14 protein-coding genes are annotated in these 16,837 nt (G+C 67.8%); 7 read left to right on the forward strand and 7 right to left on the reverse strand.

All coding sequences use genetic code 11. The annotated features are described in order from the left end of the window. The first annotated feature begins 2 nt into the window (after positions 1 to 2). The 3 genes from ABRP34_RS12760 (at position 3) to ABRP34_RS12770 (ending at position 3,256) form a co-directional block, all read left to right on the forward strand. A complete protein-coding gene (locus ABRP34_RS12760) occupies positions 3 to 1,535 on the forward strand; it encodes an amidohydrolase (RefSeq protein ID WP_353710459.1) in 1,533 nt (510 codons plus the stop codon). Between the two features lie 107 nt (positions 1,536 to 1,642). Continuing rightward, positions 1,643 to 2,260 carry a uracil-DNA glycosylase gene (locus tag ABRP34_RS12765; RefSeq protein WP_003798625.1) on the forward strand — a complete coding sequence of 206 codons (618 nt, stop codon included), beginning with the start codon at positions 1,643 to 1,645 and terminating at the stop codon, positions 2,258 to 2,260. Positions 2,261 to 2,287: 27 nt separating this feature from the next. Then, positions 2,288 to 3,256 (forward strand): hypothetical protein, encoded by a 969-nt coding sequence (locus tag ABRP34_RS12770; RefSeq protein WP_353710460.1) that lies wholly within the window; start codon positions 2,288 to 2,290, stop codon positions 3,254 to 3,256. An 11-nt stretch (positions 3,257 to 3,267) separates the two neighbouring features. Here ABRP34_RS12770 and ABRP34_RS12775 read toward each other — a convergent pair whose 3' ends face one another. From ABRP34_RS12775 to ABRP34_RS12805, 7 genes are all read right to left on the reverse strand, one after another. Next, entirely contained in the window at positions 3,268 to 4,557 is a 1,290-nt protein-coding gene (locus tag ABRP34_RS12775) for a HipA domain-containing protein (RefSeq protein ID WP_353710461.1), read from the reverse strand. Next, positions 4,554 to 4,913, reverse strand: a complete 360-nt coding sequence (locus tag ABRP34_RS12780) for a type II toxin-antitoxin system Y4mF family antitoxin (RefSeq protein WP_353710462.1) — start codon at positions 4,911 to 4,913, stop codon at positions 4,554 to 4,556. The genes ABRP34_RS12775 and ABRP34_RS12780 overlap by 4 nt, the downstream gene beginning before the upstream one ends. Positions 4,914 to 5,032: 119 nt before the next feature. Beyond that, positions 5,033 to 6,436, reverse strand: coding sequence for a hypothetical protein (locus ABRP34_RS12785; RefSeq protein WP_003798634.1), 1,404 nt, complete (start codon positions 6,434 to 6,436; stop codon positions 5,033 to 5,035). Continuing rightward, positions 6,433 to 7,716, reverse strand: coding sequence for a polysaccharide biosynthesis protein (locus ABRP34_RS12790; RefSeq protein WP_245531460.1), 1,284 nt, complete (start codon positions 7,714 to 7,716; stop codon positions 6,433 to 6,435). The genes ABRP34_RS12785 and ABRP34_RS12790 overlap by 4 nt, the downstream gene beginning before the upstream one ends. Before the next feature lie 11 nt (positions 7,717 to 7,727). Continuing rightward, entirely contained in the window at positions 7,728 to 8,540 is an 813-nt protein-coding gene (locus ABRP34_RS12795) for a glycosyltransferase (protein ID WP_353710463.1), read from the reverse strand. Positions 8,541 to 8,552: 12 nt separating this feature from the next. After that, positions 8,553 to 9,641 (reverse strand): hypothetical protein, encoded by a 1,089-nt coding sequence (locus ABRP34_RS12800; protein WP_353710464.1) that lies wholly within the window; start codon positions 9,639 to 9,641, stop codon positions 8,553 to 8,555. A 114-nt stretch (positions 9,642 to 9,755) separates the two neighbouring features. Further along, positions 9,756 to 11,615, reverse strand: a complete 1,860-nt coding sequence (locus ABRP34_RS12805; protein WP_353710465.1) for a DNRLRE domain-containing protein — start codon at positions 11,613 to 11,615, stop codon at positions 9,756 to 9,758. Between the two features lie 225 nt (positions 11,616 to 11,840). Here ABRP34_RS12805 and ABRP34_RS12810 point away from each other — a divergent pair, with 225 nt between their 5' ends. The 4 genes from ABRP34_RS12810 (at position 11,841) to ABRP34_RS12825 (ending at position 16,778) form a co-directional block, all read left to right on the forward strand. After that, positions 11,841 to 12,569 (forward strand): FCD domain-containing protein, encoded by a 729-nt coding sequence (locus ABRP34_RS12810; protein ID WP_353710466.1) that lies wholly within the window; start codon positions 11,841 to 11,843, stop codon positions 12,567 to 12,569. Positions 12,570 to 12,661: 92 nt separating this feature from the next. Continuing rightward, a complete protein-coding gene (locus tag ABRP34_RS12815; RefSeq protein WP_353710467.1) occupies positions 12,662 to 13,726 on the forward strand; it encodes an asparaginase in 1,065 nt (354 codons plus the stop codon). Positions 13,727 to 13,738: 12 nt separating this feature from the next. Further along, complete coding sequence (locus tag ABRP34_RS12820; protein ID WP_003798650.1) at positions 13,739 to 15,190, forward strand: aspartate ammonia-lyase; 1,452 nt, start codon at positions 13,739 to 13,741, stop codon at positions 15,188 to 15,190. Positions 15,191 to 15,236: 46 nt separating this feature from the next. Next, complete coding sequence (locus ABRP34_RS12825) at positions 15,237 to 16,778, forward strand: amino acid permease (RefSeq protein ID WP_353710468.1); 1,542 nt, start codon at positions 15,237 to 15,239, stop codon at positions 16,776 to 16,778. Positions 16,779 to 16,837: the final 59 nt, after the last annotated feature.

Raw genomic sequence — 16,837 nt, forward strand, 5'->3', positions numbered from 1 at the left:
CTATGCCTTCCAGCGAGGACCACGAAGCAACGCAACGCCCGACGCCCACCGACTTGGTGCTGGCCTCCGTGAGACTGCCCGGCGAGACAGAATGCCGCGACGTCCATATCCGCGACGGCCACGTCTCGGCGATCACCGCAGCCGGAGAACGCCGCGCAGGTCCCACGGCAGCGGATGCCCAGGTGCTGAATCTTGAGGGGCGTTTCGTCGTGCCCGGCCTATGGGACGAGCACGTCCACATGACGCAGTGGGCGCTGGCCGCCAACCGGATCGACCTGTCCGGCGCCGCTTCGGCGCGCGCCGCCGTCGAGCTTGTCCGTAACCGGATGACGGCGGCGGGTACCGGGGCGGACCGGAAAGTGACGGTGGTGGGCGCAGGCTTCCGGGACGCCGTATGGGACGACGTCCCCAGCGCCGAAATGCTCGACGACGCCACCCGGGAAGTGCCCACAGCCCTGATCAGCCATGATCTGCACTGTGTCTGGCTGAACTCAGCGGCCGCCCGGAGATACGGTCTTCAGCTCCCGGCAGACGGGCTGCTCCGCGAGGAGGCTGCGTTCGCCGTCACGCGGGAGCTCGGAAAGCTGCCCGACGACGTCGTGGACGGTTGGGTGCGCACGGCCGGCCAGGAAGCCGCCGCCCGGGGTGTTGTGGGCGTGGTGGATCTGGAGATGACGTGGAACCGTGACGTGTGGCTGCGCCGGATCGCCGGCGGGTTCGGCTCTCTGCGCGTTGACGCGGGCGTGTATCCGGAGGACCTGGAGCGGGCGGCCGACGCGGGCATGCGGACGGGGCAAACGGTCGGCGGCGGGGCGGGACTCCTGCGGGTGGGTCCGCTGAAGGTGCTCATCGACGGCTCCCTCAACACGCGCACCGCCTTCTGTGTTGACCCGTACCCGCACGGCGGGCACGGCATCCTGACCGTGAGCGAAGCCGAGCTGGTTGCGCTGCTCGCCAGGGCCCGGGAAACGGGCTTTGTGCCGGCGGTCCACGCCATTGGCGACGGCGCCAACCAGGTTGCGCTCGATGCCTTCGCCGAAGCCGGGACCGGAGGCCGGATCGAGCATGCACAGTTTGTGCGGCAGGAGGACTTCGCGCGGTTCGGTGAGCTTGGCCTGACGGCCAGCGTCCAGCCCGCCCACGCGCTCGACGACCGCGACGCCGCTGACGCCAACTGGGCCGGCCGCACTGGCCGGGCCTTCCCGCTGCGTTCGCTGCTGGACGGCGGGGCGCGGCTGGCGCTGGGTTCCGATGCGCCGGTGGCCCCCTTGGATCCGTGGCTGGCGATGTCCGCGGCGACGACGCGGGCGCGGAACGACGGCCGCGGCCCCTGGCACCCGGAGCAGGCACTGACCCGGGAGGAGGCGCTGCTCGCATCAACGCGGGGGTGCGGCCGGATCCGGGCCGGGGCTGTGGCGGATATCGCCGTGCTGGATGCGGATCCCCTTGCCGCGCCGGATGCTGTGTTCGCTGGAATGCCCGTCGCCGCAACGCTCGTGGCGGGCCGGTTCACGTTCCGCGGTGCAGGGGTTTAGGAGTCCTGTTGGGTCGGCGGGAACTCCCCCACCCACCCTTACCGTCAAAAGCGTAGAGTGGCCTAAGACGCCTGATTCTTGGACGCCATGCAGCTAAGGGAGAAATCGTGACGATTGACTGGGACGAAAAGAAAGCCCTGCTACAGGAACCGAACATCGCAGCAGTGACGCAACTGTGCGATGAACTCATGGAGAAGAAGCCGGGATCGACCGTTCCTTACATCGACCCCGTCCATGACGAGGACGAATGCCGGATTGTGAGCCTCCAGGTCAGCCCGGGCAAGGGAACCGAGTCCGGTTTCGTATCCCATTTCAACGATGATGAGGCCGCCCGGCGCGCCACCCAGATCTACGAGCTCGCCGAGCTGGATCCGCGCTACGTCATGCCGTGGAACGCCTACCCCTGGGTACGCGACCCGGACATGCCCTCGGCCCTCAGCGTCCAGGAAAAAACGGACGGCCTGCGCCCCTTCCGGCAGTTCTTGAAGATCAACCGGCGCGTCTCGGCCATCATCGCCCACGGGACCGACGCCGCCACTTTCCTGACCCTCTTCGAGAAGACGTACCATTACTCACTCAAGAACAACGGCATCAAAATCTACAAGGCCAGCGCGCTCGGCGGGCGGGCCTTTGCTGTTTCCGAGGCCAAGCAGGAAGAACTCCTGACCAAGAGCGTGGAGGTCTATAAGGACGCCATGCAGCGCGCGGGCATCCAGCACCTCTAGCTTCCGGTTACCGGCCCGGTTAGACGCGTGCTCGACTGGTTACTCGATTCCGACCCCGCGATCCGGTGGCAGGTCCTGCGTGACCTGACGGATGCGCCCGCCGACGTGGTGCGAACGGAGCGTGCCCGGGTGGCCGCCGAGGGCTGGGGTGCGCGCATGCTTGCCCTGCAGGGCGACGATGGCCAGTGGGACGGCGGCACATTCTTCCCGGTCCCCTACGACGGCTCCGAGGCGGGCCAGCCCTGGACCGCAACGACCTACAGCCTGCTGCTCCTGCGCGACCTCCGACTCGACCCCGGCTGCGGGCAGGCACGCGCCGCGGTCCGAAAAGTGCGGGAGAACAGCCGCTGGGAAGAGGGCGGCCAGCCGTTCTTCGACGGCGAGGTGGAGCCCTGCATCAACGGCAAGGCCGTCGCCCTCGGAGCGTACTTCGGCGAGGACGTCGACGGCATCGTCCGGCGGCTTCTCGGCGAGCAGCTCGCGGACGGCGGCTGGAACTGCGAGGCGGAGCGGGGGTCGGTGCGTTCGTCGTTCGCGACCACCATCAATGTGCTGGAAGGGCTGCTGGAACATGAGCGGGCCACGGGCGGAATTCCGGAGTCGGTTGCCGCGCGGAAGCGGGGCGAGGAATACCTGCTGGAACGGGCGCTGCTCCGGCGCAAGAGCACCGGAGAGCTGGTGGACCCGGAGTGGCTGCAGTTTTCCTACCCGACCCGCTGGTTCTACGACGCGCTGCGCGGCCTTGACTACTTCCGCGACGCGTATTTCCAGGACAAGTATTTCCAGGACGCGGACGGACCGCCGGACACCCGGCTTGCCGAGGCCGTCGGTCTGCTCCACTCAAAACGGCAGCCCGACGGAACCTGGCTGCTCGAGAACACCCACCCCGGCCGCATCCACTTCACCATGGAGGACGGCGACGGGCGCCCCAGCCGCTGGAACACGCTTCGGGCCCTGCGCGTACTCCGCTGGTACGACGGCGGTCCTGGGCTTTAGGCTTCCCGGGCTCACCCCTCCAGCAGCCGCCGCCGATGCTTGAGCTCCTTGACCCAAGCCCTGGTGACCATGTCCGGAAAAGGCGAGGCGCCGCCGTCGTCCGTTGAAACGGTGGCCGTTGGAACTGGGGCAGCCCTTGAACCGGCGGCAGTTGCCGCAAAAGCCGTCCCGGCCTCCAGATCAGCCAGCAGCGGACCCGCAGCCTTCAGCGCCAAATCCACCGCCTGCACCGCAGTGCGTTGTGGCAGCCCGAGGCCCGTGGCCCAGGCCAGGAAGTGTTTGCGGGAGATGCCGCTGCGCTTGCCGCCGAGCGTCAGGGCGAGCGTCTTGTCCCCGTAGACCACTGTGGAGGGGATGTCGTACACGGGCGCGATGGACCACTCCCCGTGCGGCTGCTGCACCATGGACACGTTTTTCGCATGCAGGTCGCCGTTGCCGCTCAGCAGCGCGAAGGCGGCCTGGATGGCGAGGTTCCGCAGCGCCGGCAGCGGCGCCGAGCAGTACTCGGCGAGCGCGTGGCACACCGTTCCGAACCCCACGTTGTACTTGTCCGCCGGGTAGAGCTTCAGGACCTGTGCGCCGTCCTCGACGGCGAGCCGCTGCACCGCGTCCGGCGCACTGTCGGTGACCTTGCGTTGCAGCGGCACCCGGTCGAAGCGCTCCACCAGCAGCCCCGGCCGGCCCGCGACGTCGCGCATCAGCTGCACCCGGCTCAGCGGAATCCGCAGCTTGGCCGCGTAGCGGAACATGATGAACTCGTTCTCCACCACGTGCGGGAATTCCGGGGCGTTGAGCTTGAGGATGAACCGGCGCCCCGCGCTTGCCACCGGCATGGAGATCATCCCGGCGGACAGCTTGTCCTGTACGCCGGCGAGTGCCACCGGATCGATGAGGCCCGAGTCGCCCAGCAGCTCGTCAAAGTCAACGGGCCGGCGCGGGTCCACCTCGACGGCGTGCTCCTCCGGGTCGAGCGGCTCCCCGTGGCCCACGATCTGCACGTCGCCCACCGGGTTGCCGCCGGCGGCGATGAGCAGGGATAGGTCGTCGTCGGCGCTGGTCTTGATGGACCGGCGAAGCGCGTTCAGCCGCCGGCCCTCCGGGAGCAGCCCGGTGAAGTACGGCGGCGCGGCACCCGCCCCGGAGAGTACGGGTTCTTCAGTGAGCGGCAGCGAACTCGCGACGGCGGGGCGGCCGCTTTGCAGGTACGCCGGCAGATAGCTGAACCTGGTGCCGCCGTCGTGCCGCTCCAGCCGGGCGGCCAGGACGCCGCGCTTGTAGATGTCCGCGATGCGGTGCCTCACGGCTGGCTCTCCCGTGCGCTGGGTCCGTTGCCTTCCAGCGGTGCGGCCGACGGCGGGACGGCCGGCGGCGGCTGGGTCACCAACGTTTGGGCTGCCAGCGGTTGGGCGGCCGGCGGTTGGGCGGCCAGCGCGCGGGCGGCGGCGCTGGTCCGGGTTGCGAGCTGGAGCTCGACGCCGAGGGTGTCCAGCAAGGCCAACAGGGTGTCCAGCCGGAGACTCGGCTTGCCCTGTTCCACGAAGCGGACGAAGCGCTCGGAGACTCCGGCCATGTCCGCGAGGTCCTGCTGGCTCAGGCGGAGGGCCCCACGACGGGCACGGACGGCTGCTGCAAGATGTGCTGCAAAATCCTGAGCCACATTCGCTCCCGCGCCGGTACGATCGTGCCGTTTTCGTTTCCACCCACATCGTACTCCCTAATTACAGATGCGGGCAGAACCATAATCGGAACGTTCGTACCGGCTTCTTGAGCAATGGCTCACGTACCGTCCGGACGCCAGTACCGCAGCCCGCCGTTGGTGCTACCGTCGCGGGCGACGTCGACCACGGCGTAGGGGAACGCCCGACGGTCCGTCTGGTCAGGTCCACGACCGCGGACGTCCGAACTCCATGTGCCGGTGTTGACGTATCGGGTGGGGCACGCCTCGAGCGCCGCTTCGAAGGCCCGGTGGGTGTGGGCCGAGACGTACCAGGCCACGCCGGCGCCGTGCGCCCTGAGAGTATGTGCGAACCGGGCCGCTGCAGCAGGAGCCCTCTTGCCGGCGGCTCTGCGCCCGGCGGCTGCTAGCACCATGCGAGTCGCGGCGACCGGGAGCGCCGACACCGTCCGGAACCGGGAGAGGTGCGCCAGGTCCCGAATGGCCACTTCATCAAGCGCGAGCCGCCGTGACTCGGCCTGCAACAGCTCAAAGTATGCGAGCTCCCGGACGCGGCGTTCCGCCCGCTCGGACGCCAGACACGCCCGGGCAACGGCCGCGGCACGGCTCAGGGGAGACTTCGATGGGTCGGCGTGCCAGGCGGCGAGCGGCGGCAGGTCCAGCCCGTCGGTGCCGTTGACCGCCACGCGGAGCACCTCGGGCATCCGATGCAGGGCATGGTGCTGGTGCCCGTGCTCGGCCACCAGCACACGGGGCACGTGGAGGAACCACGGGTACACCTGGACCCGTGCCGGCTCGGCCGGTGATAACAACGCCGACAGGCGTGCGGCAACTGAGGGGCGGGCCAGGTCCGCGTCGTGGTTGCCGCACACGAAGTGCAGCTGCACGCCGCGGGCCGCGCAGGCCTGCAGCGCCCAGAACGTGTCGGGGTGGCGGGTGAGGATGGACTCGAGCCGGGCCAGGCTTTCGTCCTCGGCGAACCCCACCAGCTCGAACGTGTCACCGACGAAGGCGATGTGCTGCTGCGGACCGGAGGCGGCGAGCACCTCACGGCACAGGAACTGGGGCAGCATCCTCCCGGGGCACCGCGGATCGTCGTCCGTCGCGCCCAGGTGCAGATCGCTGAGGAGCCACCACCGCGCCGCGTGGCTCACCCGAGCACTCCCGGAGTGCGCGGAAGGAAGAGGCGCAGCTACATCGTCCTCAATCCAAGGAGCCTCTGCCAGGGCTGTCCGGTGTCTGGCCCGGCCCATCGGGGCTCGGAGGGCGAACAACCCCGGCCAGCCGAAGTGCCCCTCGATGCTGGGCTCGATCCCCTGGATGCGCGAGAGGGCATCAGCGATACCCAGTTCACGGAGCGCGAGCTCATCCCGCGGCACGTCCGGCACGAAGGCTCCGGACGCGATGAGCACAACCACCACGACGATCCACATCACTGTCGGCCACACGTAACGGGGATTCCAGCGTCCGTCGCTGCGGCAGGTCCCATCGTGCGTGCTGATCATGGCGCGTCCTGCGTGACGCGCCGGAGGACAGCGACCAGCCGGAGGCCGACCATCACTGCCCCGATGGAGAGCACCACCAGCCATGCAAGGGCCATGGCGGTGGCCCCCCTGTCGGCGGCCGCCAGGGCTGAGGCGCAGAGTGCGGTACCGAGCGCCACACCGACCACGATTGCCTCCGCGTAGCGGCCGCTGGCCCGGCAGACGGCGTTGTAGGCCTGCAGCACCGCGTACGGCACCAGTCCGGCCGCCAACCACCGCAGAGCGCCGGCGGACGACTCGGCGTACCGCTCCCCCAGCAGATTGAGCAGCGGGTGGGCGAAGAGGACGAGGACGGCGGCAGCCAGGCCCCCCACGGTGAGCGACCAACGGAGACTCGCCCATGTGGTTGACACCAGGCGGTCCGCGTCGCGGACACCCTCTGAGAACTGGACGATGCCCATCAGCACCGGAGCGGTATAGGCGGCCCAGGCCATCATCCATGCGGGGTACCAGTAGGCGGCTGCCTCCGGCGCAACCATGTGCGCGAGCAGGAGCGGCAGCACCAGCCCAGGGGTTCGCTCGGTGAGGGTGAGGAGCTGGTGCGGAATGCCCAGCGCCAGCAGTGGACGGCCGCGCGCCGAGCGCAAGGACGGCCGGGGCCTGTAGCCGACCAGTCTTCGCAGCTGGACAGCACCTACGACGCACGCCACCGCCGTCCCGAGGGTCCAGCAGGCCATCAGCACGTCGGCGGAGGCGCCGTGCGCCCGCCAGGCCACGAGCCCTGCAGCTGCGAGTGAGACCCCGCCTCCCAACGCATACCTCAAGGTCGCGCTGGAACCGCGTCCCAACGCCACGAGCGCCTGGTCCAGCACGATGACAAGGGTTCCGGCGACGGCAGCCACGAGGAACGTGAGCCAGAAGAGAACCGATGCCGAGGCCGTGTCCGGCGCCACGACAGACTGCAGCACGAGGTAGCCGAGGGCCAGCACTGTTCCGGCGACCCCCACGATGGCAAACGCCGCGTCCAGCACCCGAGCGGGCGGCTCCCCTCGCCCCACCGAGACGATCACGGCAGATCCGGCGCCCAGCACCGCGAGCTGCGTGCAGATCATTACTGCCGAGACCGCGGCCGTGGTGAGTCCGACCTCACGGTCGGACGTCGCGCGCGCGGCCACGATCCAGAAGGCGAAACCAGCGCCCGTCTGGGCAGCCTTGGCCGCAACGAGGCCGAGCGAGCTGCGCAGGGCGGAGTGCCGGACGATCGAGGCGTCCGTGACAGCGGTCGCCCGCTTGGCCCTCACGCCCCTGGCCATCACGACGCGAGACCCCTTGTCAGGCCCACGTAGTTGTACCAGCAAAAGGCGACGTAGTAGCGCAGCCACCGGGGCTGGCCCGCGGCGAGACTCAAGGCACCGCCCCGGACTGCCGCGGCGGCAGGCAGCAGCGCCAGCCTCGCACCACGCCAGCCGTGCTTGCGGACCATCCGGCCCAGTCCCGTTCCGTCCATGAGGAACTGGTCGAGCGCGAAGTCGAAGTCGTCTGCGGCGAAACGGTGTTCGACGGTGACCCGCTGTGACACCCCTGTTCGCAGCCCTGATTGGCGCATCCGCCAACGCAGCTCTATGTCCTCCCCCGATTTAAACGAGTCGTCGAATCCCAGGCCCAGCATCAGGTCCCGGTCAACGATCGTCGCCACGAGGCCGAACCAGTTGCGGCTGCGGCCGGTGCGGTGATGATGTGCCAGCGCCTGTCCCCAGTAGCCTGGTCCAGCGACACTCTCCAGGCCGGCTTGTAGTGCGTCATAGCCGCCCTCCACCAGCTCCGTGAGCAGGTCGCCGACCCCCGAAGGCCCGAAGACGACGTCGGCATCCACGAGCAGGACCCAGCGGGTGCTGCTGCTCTTTACACCAAGCGTTCGAGCCCAGGGCAGGCCGCGGCCCTCGTCACTCAGGACCCGGGCACCGGCCGCGAGGGCGAGGTCGACGGTGCGGTCGGTCGACAATCCGTCCACCACGATGATCTCGGCGACACCGGACTGGCGCAGGGCCTCGAGACAGCGCGGGAGCAGGCTCTCCGCGTTTCGGGCCGGAACGACGGCGGTGACCTCGGCAGGGCTGCTACTCACGGTTTCCACCCCTCAGATCTGCTCGTCGAGGACTGACGGCAGCAGCTGCTCGAGATGCCGGACGATGTCGTCCGACGCCTCGTCCGCCGTGTACGAGGATGGCACCTGCAGCAGGTGGCAGGGCCGGCCGTCGAGCGCCTTGTCCAGCACGAGCCCCTTCGCTGTGAAGTGTTCGCGCCAGGGGACGACGGACGTGGCCGCCAGGCCGGTCACGACCCGCTGCGAGAAGCCCGCCATCTCGATATGGAAATTGCCGAGCATGCGGTCGACCATCCACTCGCTCGTCCGCTCAACGACCCGAGACCGGGCGCCCTCGAAGCGCTCAACGTAGATGGCGGCCGCGAGGGGTGCCGAGGTCGTCAATTCCCGCCCCGGGAACGCGGTCCCCGGCGAGACCATGCGGTGCTCCGGCGACCATCGCCGGGAGAAGTCCGCGAGGCGCGGATAACGGATGACGTACGGGTGCACCACGGTGGTGAGCCGGCTGACGCTATCCGAGAGCCGTGACGGGACCAGGGGTTTCCGGACACCTTCGAACAGGTGCGGGTAGATGGCCCGGTGGTGCGGCTTGATGAACATCGGCTTCGCGTAGCCGAGTAGGGTGGCGTCTTCGGTGAGGAAGGCCCAGTCGTCGCCCATGAACGACCACCCCTCGCGCCGCATCAGCTTGGCTACGGTGCTCGTCTTACCGGTCCCTCCGGCGGCGGGAAGCGCGATCGCGTGACCCCGGTACGCCATCGTTGCCGCGTGGATCATGGCGGCTCCTCGGCCCACCATGGCGGAATCCAGAACAGGCACCACGGTGGTCAACAGCTCGCCCGGCCCGTGAATGCGCCACTGCTCTGCATCTCTCACGACCTGGACCCGATCGTCTTGGAAACGCACGCTGCTCTCCGTGTACGCGAGCTCGTGCTCGACCAGGCCCGCATCCGGCATGGCCTCCGGCCGGTCATCGACGATGATGTTGGCCGGCCGTTCAGTGTCGGTGGCGAAACACGCCAGCATGCTCTGGAGCTGGGCCGCGGCCGGCGCTTTTGCGTCGACGCGTATCGTGACGCGGCCGTGGATGTCGAAGTGCAGTGCCTTGGTCTGCCTGCGCATGATCGTCCCCTGTCTGGGTGGTGTCGGTCGGAGGGTTTTGCTGATGTGGACCGTCCCGGCCGAGGGCTTCGTCCTCGTTGTCGCCTTGCGAAGCACCCGGCCGAGAGCGTGTTCCTACTTCTGCAGCGTGAGTACCAGCTTGGGTGCGGCCGTGCTTCCGGCTTCCTTGGAGTTGAGCTCCAGGCCGTCACTGCCGTTGGCGTCCACTCCAAGAGAGAGCTGCTGGCCGAGGTCGCCGGTCAGGGCGCTGGCCGCCAATGGAACGCTGTAGCTGGTGTTGGTCGTTGTTTGGCCGAGGCTGCCGATGCTGGTGCCGACCGCCGGACGGTTGGTGTACGTGATACCGCCCTCGGTCCAGCTGTCACTGGCGACCAGCTTGACGTTCTGCGTACCCGTAGACCCGTTCCCGCCGCTGCGCAGCAGCAGCCTGGCACTCACCAGCGTCCTACCCGCATACGGCGAGAGGTCGAATTTCAAGTACGTGGCCTCCACCGGGCTGTTGTCCGAACGCAGCGTGGTACTCGTGCCAAAGTTCGTCCCCGTCGCCCCGCTCGAGACATAGCTGTCTGCGGTGGCCGTGAGTGTGATGGTCTCCGTCGTATCACCACCGCCACCCGCACCGCCGCTCGGGTCGTAGAAGTGCCAGTACCGGCTCGTGGCGTTCACATCGGCGAGCAGCAGCAGGCCGCTGTTGGCCGTGCCCCGCGCCGTACTGTTGAGATTCTGCTTCGTCGACGTCACGTTGTGCACGTACTGGTCGGCGTCCACGATGCGGGCCGTCTTCGCGGTGGTGAAGCTGATGTTGTCCAGCGGCGTGGACTTTTCGTAGATCGCACCCCCCGAGCTGGTGCAGACACCGGCGTTCGTCGTGCCGCTCGGTTTCGGATAGGTAGCGAAGGTACGCACCCTCTGCGTGCTCTCATCAAGCATGACGATCACGCGGTTGGGGCACTCGGCCACAGTCGCGATCGTGTGGGCCGACCACGTCGTACCGTTGAATGCCAACAGCTGGATCAGGGGCTGAGACGCCGAGGTGAACGACGTCTTGATAGCGGCGAAAACCCGATCAGTCGAGGAGTCCAGCCACTTCAGGTTCATATGGTCATCACCGCTGCGCAGCCCCTTCACCGCCGCCACAGGAGTGGTCCAGGTGGTGCTTGCCGCTCCGTCGACGTGGGAGCTCCAGTACATGCCGTCGTTGGCGTCACCGAGCTGCCGGCTCCACATCACACCCATCTTGCCGGGTCCAAACGCGATCAGAGCCGAGTTGTCGTCCACAGACACGGTGCCCAACGATGCAGGATGCGGGAACGGCGTCCCCCACGTCGTGCCATCCGTGGCAGTGACGTTCAGATAGATCCGGTTATCCTGCTGCCAGGTGGCCCACACCCGGCCGCTGGAGTCCTTGTCGATGGACATGGTCTCGACTTTGCGGTTGTGGATGTTTCTAGAAGTCAGCAGCGAGTACGTCTTTGTACTCGAGTTGTAGCTGTAACGCCGCATCGTCGTCGGGAAGTTTGGTTCGGACGGCAGACCGTCGTTGACGAACCGATAGCTCGCCACATACAACGTGGTCCCGTCCCACAACACGTCATGATGGGTGTTCGACCGCGTCTCCGTCGTCACACCCGTGTTGACCCACGAGCTCGTCGCGGCATTGAAGCGGAAGATATGAAAATCCGAGCTAGCCGTGTCCCACAGGTTCCCCCACCAGATCCCGTCGTTGAACCACAACGCATTCGTCTGCCGCTTCGTCCCCGTCGGCGTCCCCGTCCCCGTATGGGACGGACCCTGGACCCCAACGTCACCTTCAGCAGCCGTCGCCGTAACCGGCACCACCAAAACAGTCAGCGCAAGCGACAGCGCTGCCAGCAGCGCGGGGAGCCAGGAGGCCCTGCGACCTCTACTGCGCCCGCCCGAGTGAAAAAAAGTTAATTCCGGGAGTTGAACGTCGGCCTGTATCGGGATGGTCACTAGCCTCACCACTCATCGCAGTCGTTTGCCAATGCCAGTCCCGTGCAACCTTTCCGGTTGAATACGAGAAATCGAAGCGCCTGCTGCTGCGGTCCTGGCAACTTGCGTGCACTCCCCCTCGGACCATGTTCGACTGAATAACCTGTAAAAAGCTTGGGAGGGCTACCCCCCCTTTTGCCGACTCCTGGTTGACAGCCGCCTGTGACCCGTGCCATATTCTTAATCGTGAACCTGTCAGACAGCCGGACAGCCGGACAGCAAGCCGAGCAGCGGGGCGGAGCGGGTACCCTTCCGCTAGCGCGCCTCAGCGCGGCCGAAGCTGTCTTCAACGCCATCCGCGCCGACATCCAGAGCGGCGCGTTGGCCGTCGGCGCCAAACTCAGCTCGGAAGCTGCCCTGGCTTCGCAGTACGGAGTGAGCCGCTCGGTGATCCGCGAAGCCTTGCGTTCCTGCACCGCGCTCGGCCTGACCGTGACAAAGACTGGCCGCGGCACGTTCGTCGTGGCCGACCATGTTGCCAACGATCTTGTCCTGGGCCAGTTCTCCGCCCGGGACCTCACCGAGGCGCGCCCGCACATCGAGGTCCCCGCCGCCGGCCTGGCTGCCGAGCGCCGCACCACCGAGGACCTGGAGATCCTCCGCGGCATGATGGCATCCATGGCCGCGGAAACGGACCCCGAAGCCTGGGTTGCCCTCGACTCCAGCTTCCATGCAGCCATCGCCCGGGCCAGCGGCAACAAGGTGTTCGAAAGCGTGGTGGCCGACATCCGCGACGCCCTCGTCCACCAGTCCGAAACCCTCAACATGGTGGCCGACCGCCAGCACGCCTCCGACGTCGAGCACCGGCTCATCCTGGACGCCGTCGAAGCCGGATCCGCGGCGGACGCCAGCGCGGCCATGGCCGAACACCTGCGTGCAGTCAGCGAAGCCCTCGACTCCATCCTCAACCAGTAGCGGCCCTGCATCCCTGGCACTCCGAACCAACCGCTCCCCCGACGCCTCCACGCCACACCCAACTCAAGTCAACACGCAACCCAGAGGACGCCATGCCTTCCCCCGCCATGCCGGCAAGCCATTCCCTTTCCGCGCCGCCAGCCGCCGCAGCAGCGATCCTGCCGCGGCACGAGCCCCTTGCGTTCCAGACCCGTGACGGGCTGGTGGAGAGCGTCCACTACGGCTCCCTGATCGCCACCGCCCCGGGCGGCCGCACCCTGCTCACCGCCGGCGAACCCCGGACCGCGTTCTACCCCCGGTCCTCCCTCAAGCCCCTGCAGTCCGTGGCCATGGTCCGGGCCGGGCTGGACCTGCCGGCCGATCTGCTGGCCCTCACCGCGGCGAGCCACTCCGGCGCAGCCCGGCACCTCGACGGCGCCAGCCGCATCCTGGAACTGCACGGCCTCACGGCTGCGGCCCTCGAAAACAGCTCCGACCTCCCCTACGGCGTCCGCGAGCGCGAGGAGTGGCTGCGTGACGGCGGCCGGCCCACCCAGCTGGCCCAGAACTGCTCCGGCAAGCACGCCGCCATGGCCGCCACCTGCGTTATCAACGGCTGGCCGGTGCAGGGTTACCTCGACCCCTCCCATCCACTGCAAAAGCTGGTCGCCGAAACCGTCACCGATCTGACCGGTGAGGAACCCGCCGGCGTCAGCACCGACGGCTGCGGAACCCCGCTGTTCGCCCTCACCTTGGCCGGAATGGCCCGCGCCTTCGGTCGCCTCGCCTCCGCCGAACTGGCGGATGGTGAGTCCGCCCCCGAAAGCCCGGAAGCCGCCGTCGCGCAGTCCATGCGCCGCCATCCGGAAATGGTGGCGGGCGAGGGCCGCGACGTCACGGAGCTCATGCGCCTCCTGCCCGGCGCCCTGGCGAAGGACGGCTTCGAAGGCATCCAACTGGTTGGGCTGCCGGACGGACGCGCCGTCGCCGTCAAGATTTCCGACGGCGGTGACCGGGCCAGAATGCCTGTCACCGTCCGTGCGCTGGAAGCGCTCGACGTCGACACCTCCGCCCTTGCGGGCATCGCCACCGGCGCGGTCCTCGGCGGCGGCCGCCAAGTGGGCCTGCTCCGGGCCGCAGACTTTTCTTCCCTGTCCCCGACCGACGACGTTCTTTAAGGACCGCACCACATGACCGAGACCCAAACCCTGCCGGATGCCCAATCCCTGTCCGACGGCCAGACTCTTCCTGGCGTCCGTTCCGAGCATGACCTGCTCGGCGACCGTGATATCCCCGCCGGCGCCTACTGGGGCGTCCACACGCTGCGCGCCGTGGAAAACTTCCCCATCACCGGCCAGCCGCTCTCTTCCAACATGCACCTGGTCCGCGGCCTCGCCGCCGTGAAACTGGCGGCCGCGCGCACCAACCTGGAACTCGGGCTGCTGGACGCCGAACGTGCCGCGGCCATCGAACAGGCGTGCACCGATGTGATGAACGGCGAACTCAGCGAACAGTTCGTGGTCGACGTGATCCAGGGCGGCGCGGGAACGTCGTCGAACATGAACGCCAACGAGGTCATCGCCAACCGCGCCCTGGAGATCCTCGGCCACCCCAAGGGCGACTACGCCCGGCTGCACCCCAACGACCACGTGAACCTCAGCCAGTCCACCAACGATGTGTACCCCACCGCGGTCAAGCTCGGCACCATCTTCGCCGCCCGCGAGCTGCTCTCCGCGCTGGCCGAACTCGAAGAGGCGTTCGCGGAAAAGGCCATGGAGTTCCGCACGGTCGTGAAAATGGGCCGCACCCAGCTCCAGGACGCCGTACCCATGACCCTGGGCCAGGAATTCGGCACCTATGCGGTGACGATCGGCGAGGACCGGCAGCGGCTGGCCGAGGCGGATCTGCTCATCCACGAGATCAACCTCGGCGCCACCGCGATCGGCACCGGCCTGAACGCCCCCGCCGGCTACGCCGAGGCCGCCTGCCGGCACTTGGCCGAAATCACCGGCCTGCCGCTGGTCACCGCCGTCGACCTCATCGAGGCCACCCAGGACGTGGGCGCCTTCGTCCACCTCTCCGGCGTGCTCAAGCGCGTGGCCGTCAAGCTCTCCAAGACCTGCAACGACCTCCGCCTGCTCTCCTCCGGACCGCGGGCCGGATTCGGCGAGATCAACCTGCCCGCCGTCCAGTCCGGATCCTCCATCATGCCCGGCAAGATCAACCCGGTGATCCCGGAAGTGGTCAGCCAGGTGGCCTACGAGGTCATCGGCAACGACGTCACCATCACCATGGCCGCCGAAGCCGGGCAGCTCCAGCTCAACGCGTTCGAACCGATCATCGTGCACAGCCTGCACAAGAGCATCTCGCACCTCGAAGCAGCCTGCCGCACCCTCACGGCCCGCTGTGTCCGCGGCATCACCGCCAACACCGAGCACCTCCGCCTCACCGTCGAACAGTCCATCGGCCTGGTGACCGCCCTCAACCCGCACCTCGGCTACGCCACCGCCACCGCGATCGCCCAGGAAGCCCTCGCCACCGGCCGCGGCGTGGCTGAACTCGTCCTCGAACACGGCCTGCTCACCGAAACGCAGCTCCGGGAGCTCCTCAGCCCCGAACGCCTGGCCAACCTCAGCAAGTAGTACCCGCAAGCCCCGACTCCCCAAACCGGAAACCAAAGGATCCCCCATGTCCAATTCCCCACAGGGCGCCGCCTCGAACGCGGCAGTCACTGACCATACGGTCCCGGCCCAGGCACACGCCACCGAAAACCTTCTCCATGCCGAGGACAAGGGCTACCACAAGAGCCTGAAGCCGCGGCAGATCCAGATGATCGCCATCGGCGGCGCGATCGGCACCGGCCTGTTCCTCGGCGCCGGCGGCCGGCTCAACGCCGCCGGCCCGTCCCTGGTCATCGCTTACGCCGTCTGCGGCTTCTTCGCCTTCCTCATCCTGCGCGCCCTCGGCGAACTGGTCCTGCACCGGCCCTCCTCAGGCTCATTCGTCTCCTACGCCCGCGAATTCTTCGGCGAAAAAGCAGCCTTCGTCTCCGGCTGGTTCTACTGGATCAACTGGGCCACCACCACCATCGTGGACATCACCGCCGCCGCCCTCTACATGAACTTCTTCGGCAACTACATCCCCTGGATGGCCGACGTCCCCCAATGGGTCTGGGCCCTGACCGCCCTCATCGTCGTCCTCGGCCTGAACCTCGTCTCAGTCAAGGTCTTCGGCGAAATGGAATTCTGGTTCGCCATCATCAAAGTCGCCGCCCTCGTCGCATTCCTGCTCATCGGCACCTACTTCGTCATCTTCGGCACCCCCGTCCCCGGCCAGGAAACCGGCTTCAGCCTGATCACCGACAACGGCGGCATCTTCCCCAACGGCCTGCTGCCCATGATCATCCTCATGCAAGGCGTCCTGTTCGCCTACGCCTCCATCGAACTCGTCGGCACCGCCGCCGGCGAAACCGAAAACCCCGAAAAGATCATGCCCAAAGCCATCAACTCCGTGGTCTTCCGCATCGCCGTGTTCTACGTCGGCTCCGTCATCCTCCTCGCCCTGCTCCTGCCCTACACCTCCTACCAAAAAGGCGTCAGCCCCTTCGTGACGTTCTTCGGCTCCATCGGCATCCAGGGCGTGGACGTCATCATGAACCTCGTCGTCCTCACCGCCGCCCTGTCCTCCCTCAACGCCGGCCTCTACTCCACCGGCCGGATCCTGCGCTCCATGTCCGTCGCCGGCTCCGCCCCCAAATTCGCCCAACGCATGAACAAAGCCGGCGTCCCCTACGGCGGCATCGCCATCACCGCCGGCGTCTCCCTCCTCGGCGTCCCCCTGAACTACCTCGTCCCCGCCCAGGCCTTCGAAATCGTCCTGAACATCGCCTCCGTCGGCATCATCGTCACCTGGGCCACCATCGTCCTGTGCCAGATCCAACTCAAACGCTGGGCCGACAAAGGCTGGCTCAAACGACCCTCATTCCGGATGTTCGGCGCACCCTACACCGGCTACCTCTCCCTGCTCTTCCTCCTCGGCGTCCTCGTCATGGTCTTCATCGACTCACCCCTGACCCTCCTGGTCACCCTCATCGCCACCGCCCTCATGACCGCCGGCTGGTACGCCTGCCGCAAACGCATCCACGAAATCGCCGAAGCCCGCGAAGGCTTCACCGGCATGTCCCCCGTCATCGCCAACCGCCCCGGGCCGGGTGCCGCGGACCGGATCTAGCAAGCCAGCGCTTCACCCCCGCAACACAGCGCGAACGGACACTTGGGCCCCACTCCCCG

It is taken from the genome of Arthrobacter sp. K5 (assembly GCF_040448525.1).
In the GTDB taxonomy this organism is placed as follows: Bacteria; Actinomycetota; Actinomycetes; order Actinomycetales; family Micrococcaceae; genus Arthrobacter; species Arthrobacter globiformis.

What these genes read in the sequence shown, in the direction of transcription:
- ABRP34_RS12825 (WP_353710468.1), top strand. Translation starts at nt 15,237, where the DNA reads ATGTCCAATTCCCCACAGGGCGCCGCCTCGAACGCGGCAGTCACTGAC.
- ABRP34_RS12785 (WP_003798634.1), bottom strand. Translation starts at nt 6,436, where the DNA reads ATGATCAGCACGCACGATGGGACCTGCCGCAGCGACGGACGCTGGAAT.
- ABRP34_RS12820 (WP_003798650.1), top strand. Translation starts at nt 13,739, where the DNA reads ATGACCGAGACCCAAACCCTGCCGGATGCCCAATCCCTGTCCGACGGC.
- ABRP34_RS12815 (WP_353710467.1), top strand. Translation starts at nt 12,662, where the DNA reads ATGCCTTCCCCCGCCATGCCGGCAAGCCATTCCCTTTCCGCGCCGCCA.
- ABRP34_RS12760 (WP_353710459.1), top strand. Translation starts at nt 3, where the DNA reads ATGCCTTCCAGCGAGGACCACGAAGCAACGCAACGCCCGACGCCCACC.
- ABRP34_RS12800 (WP_353710464.1), bottom strand. Translation starts at nt 9,641, where the DNA reads ATGCGCAGGCAGACCAAGGCACTGCACTTCGACATCCACGGCCGCGTC.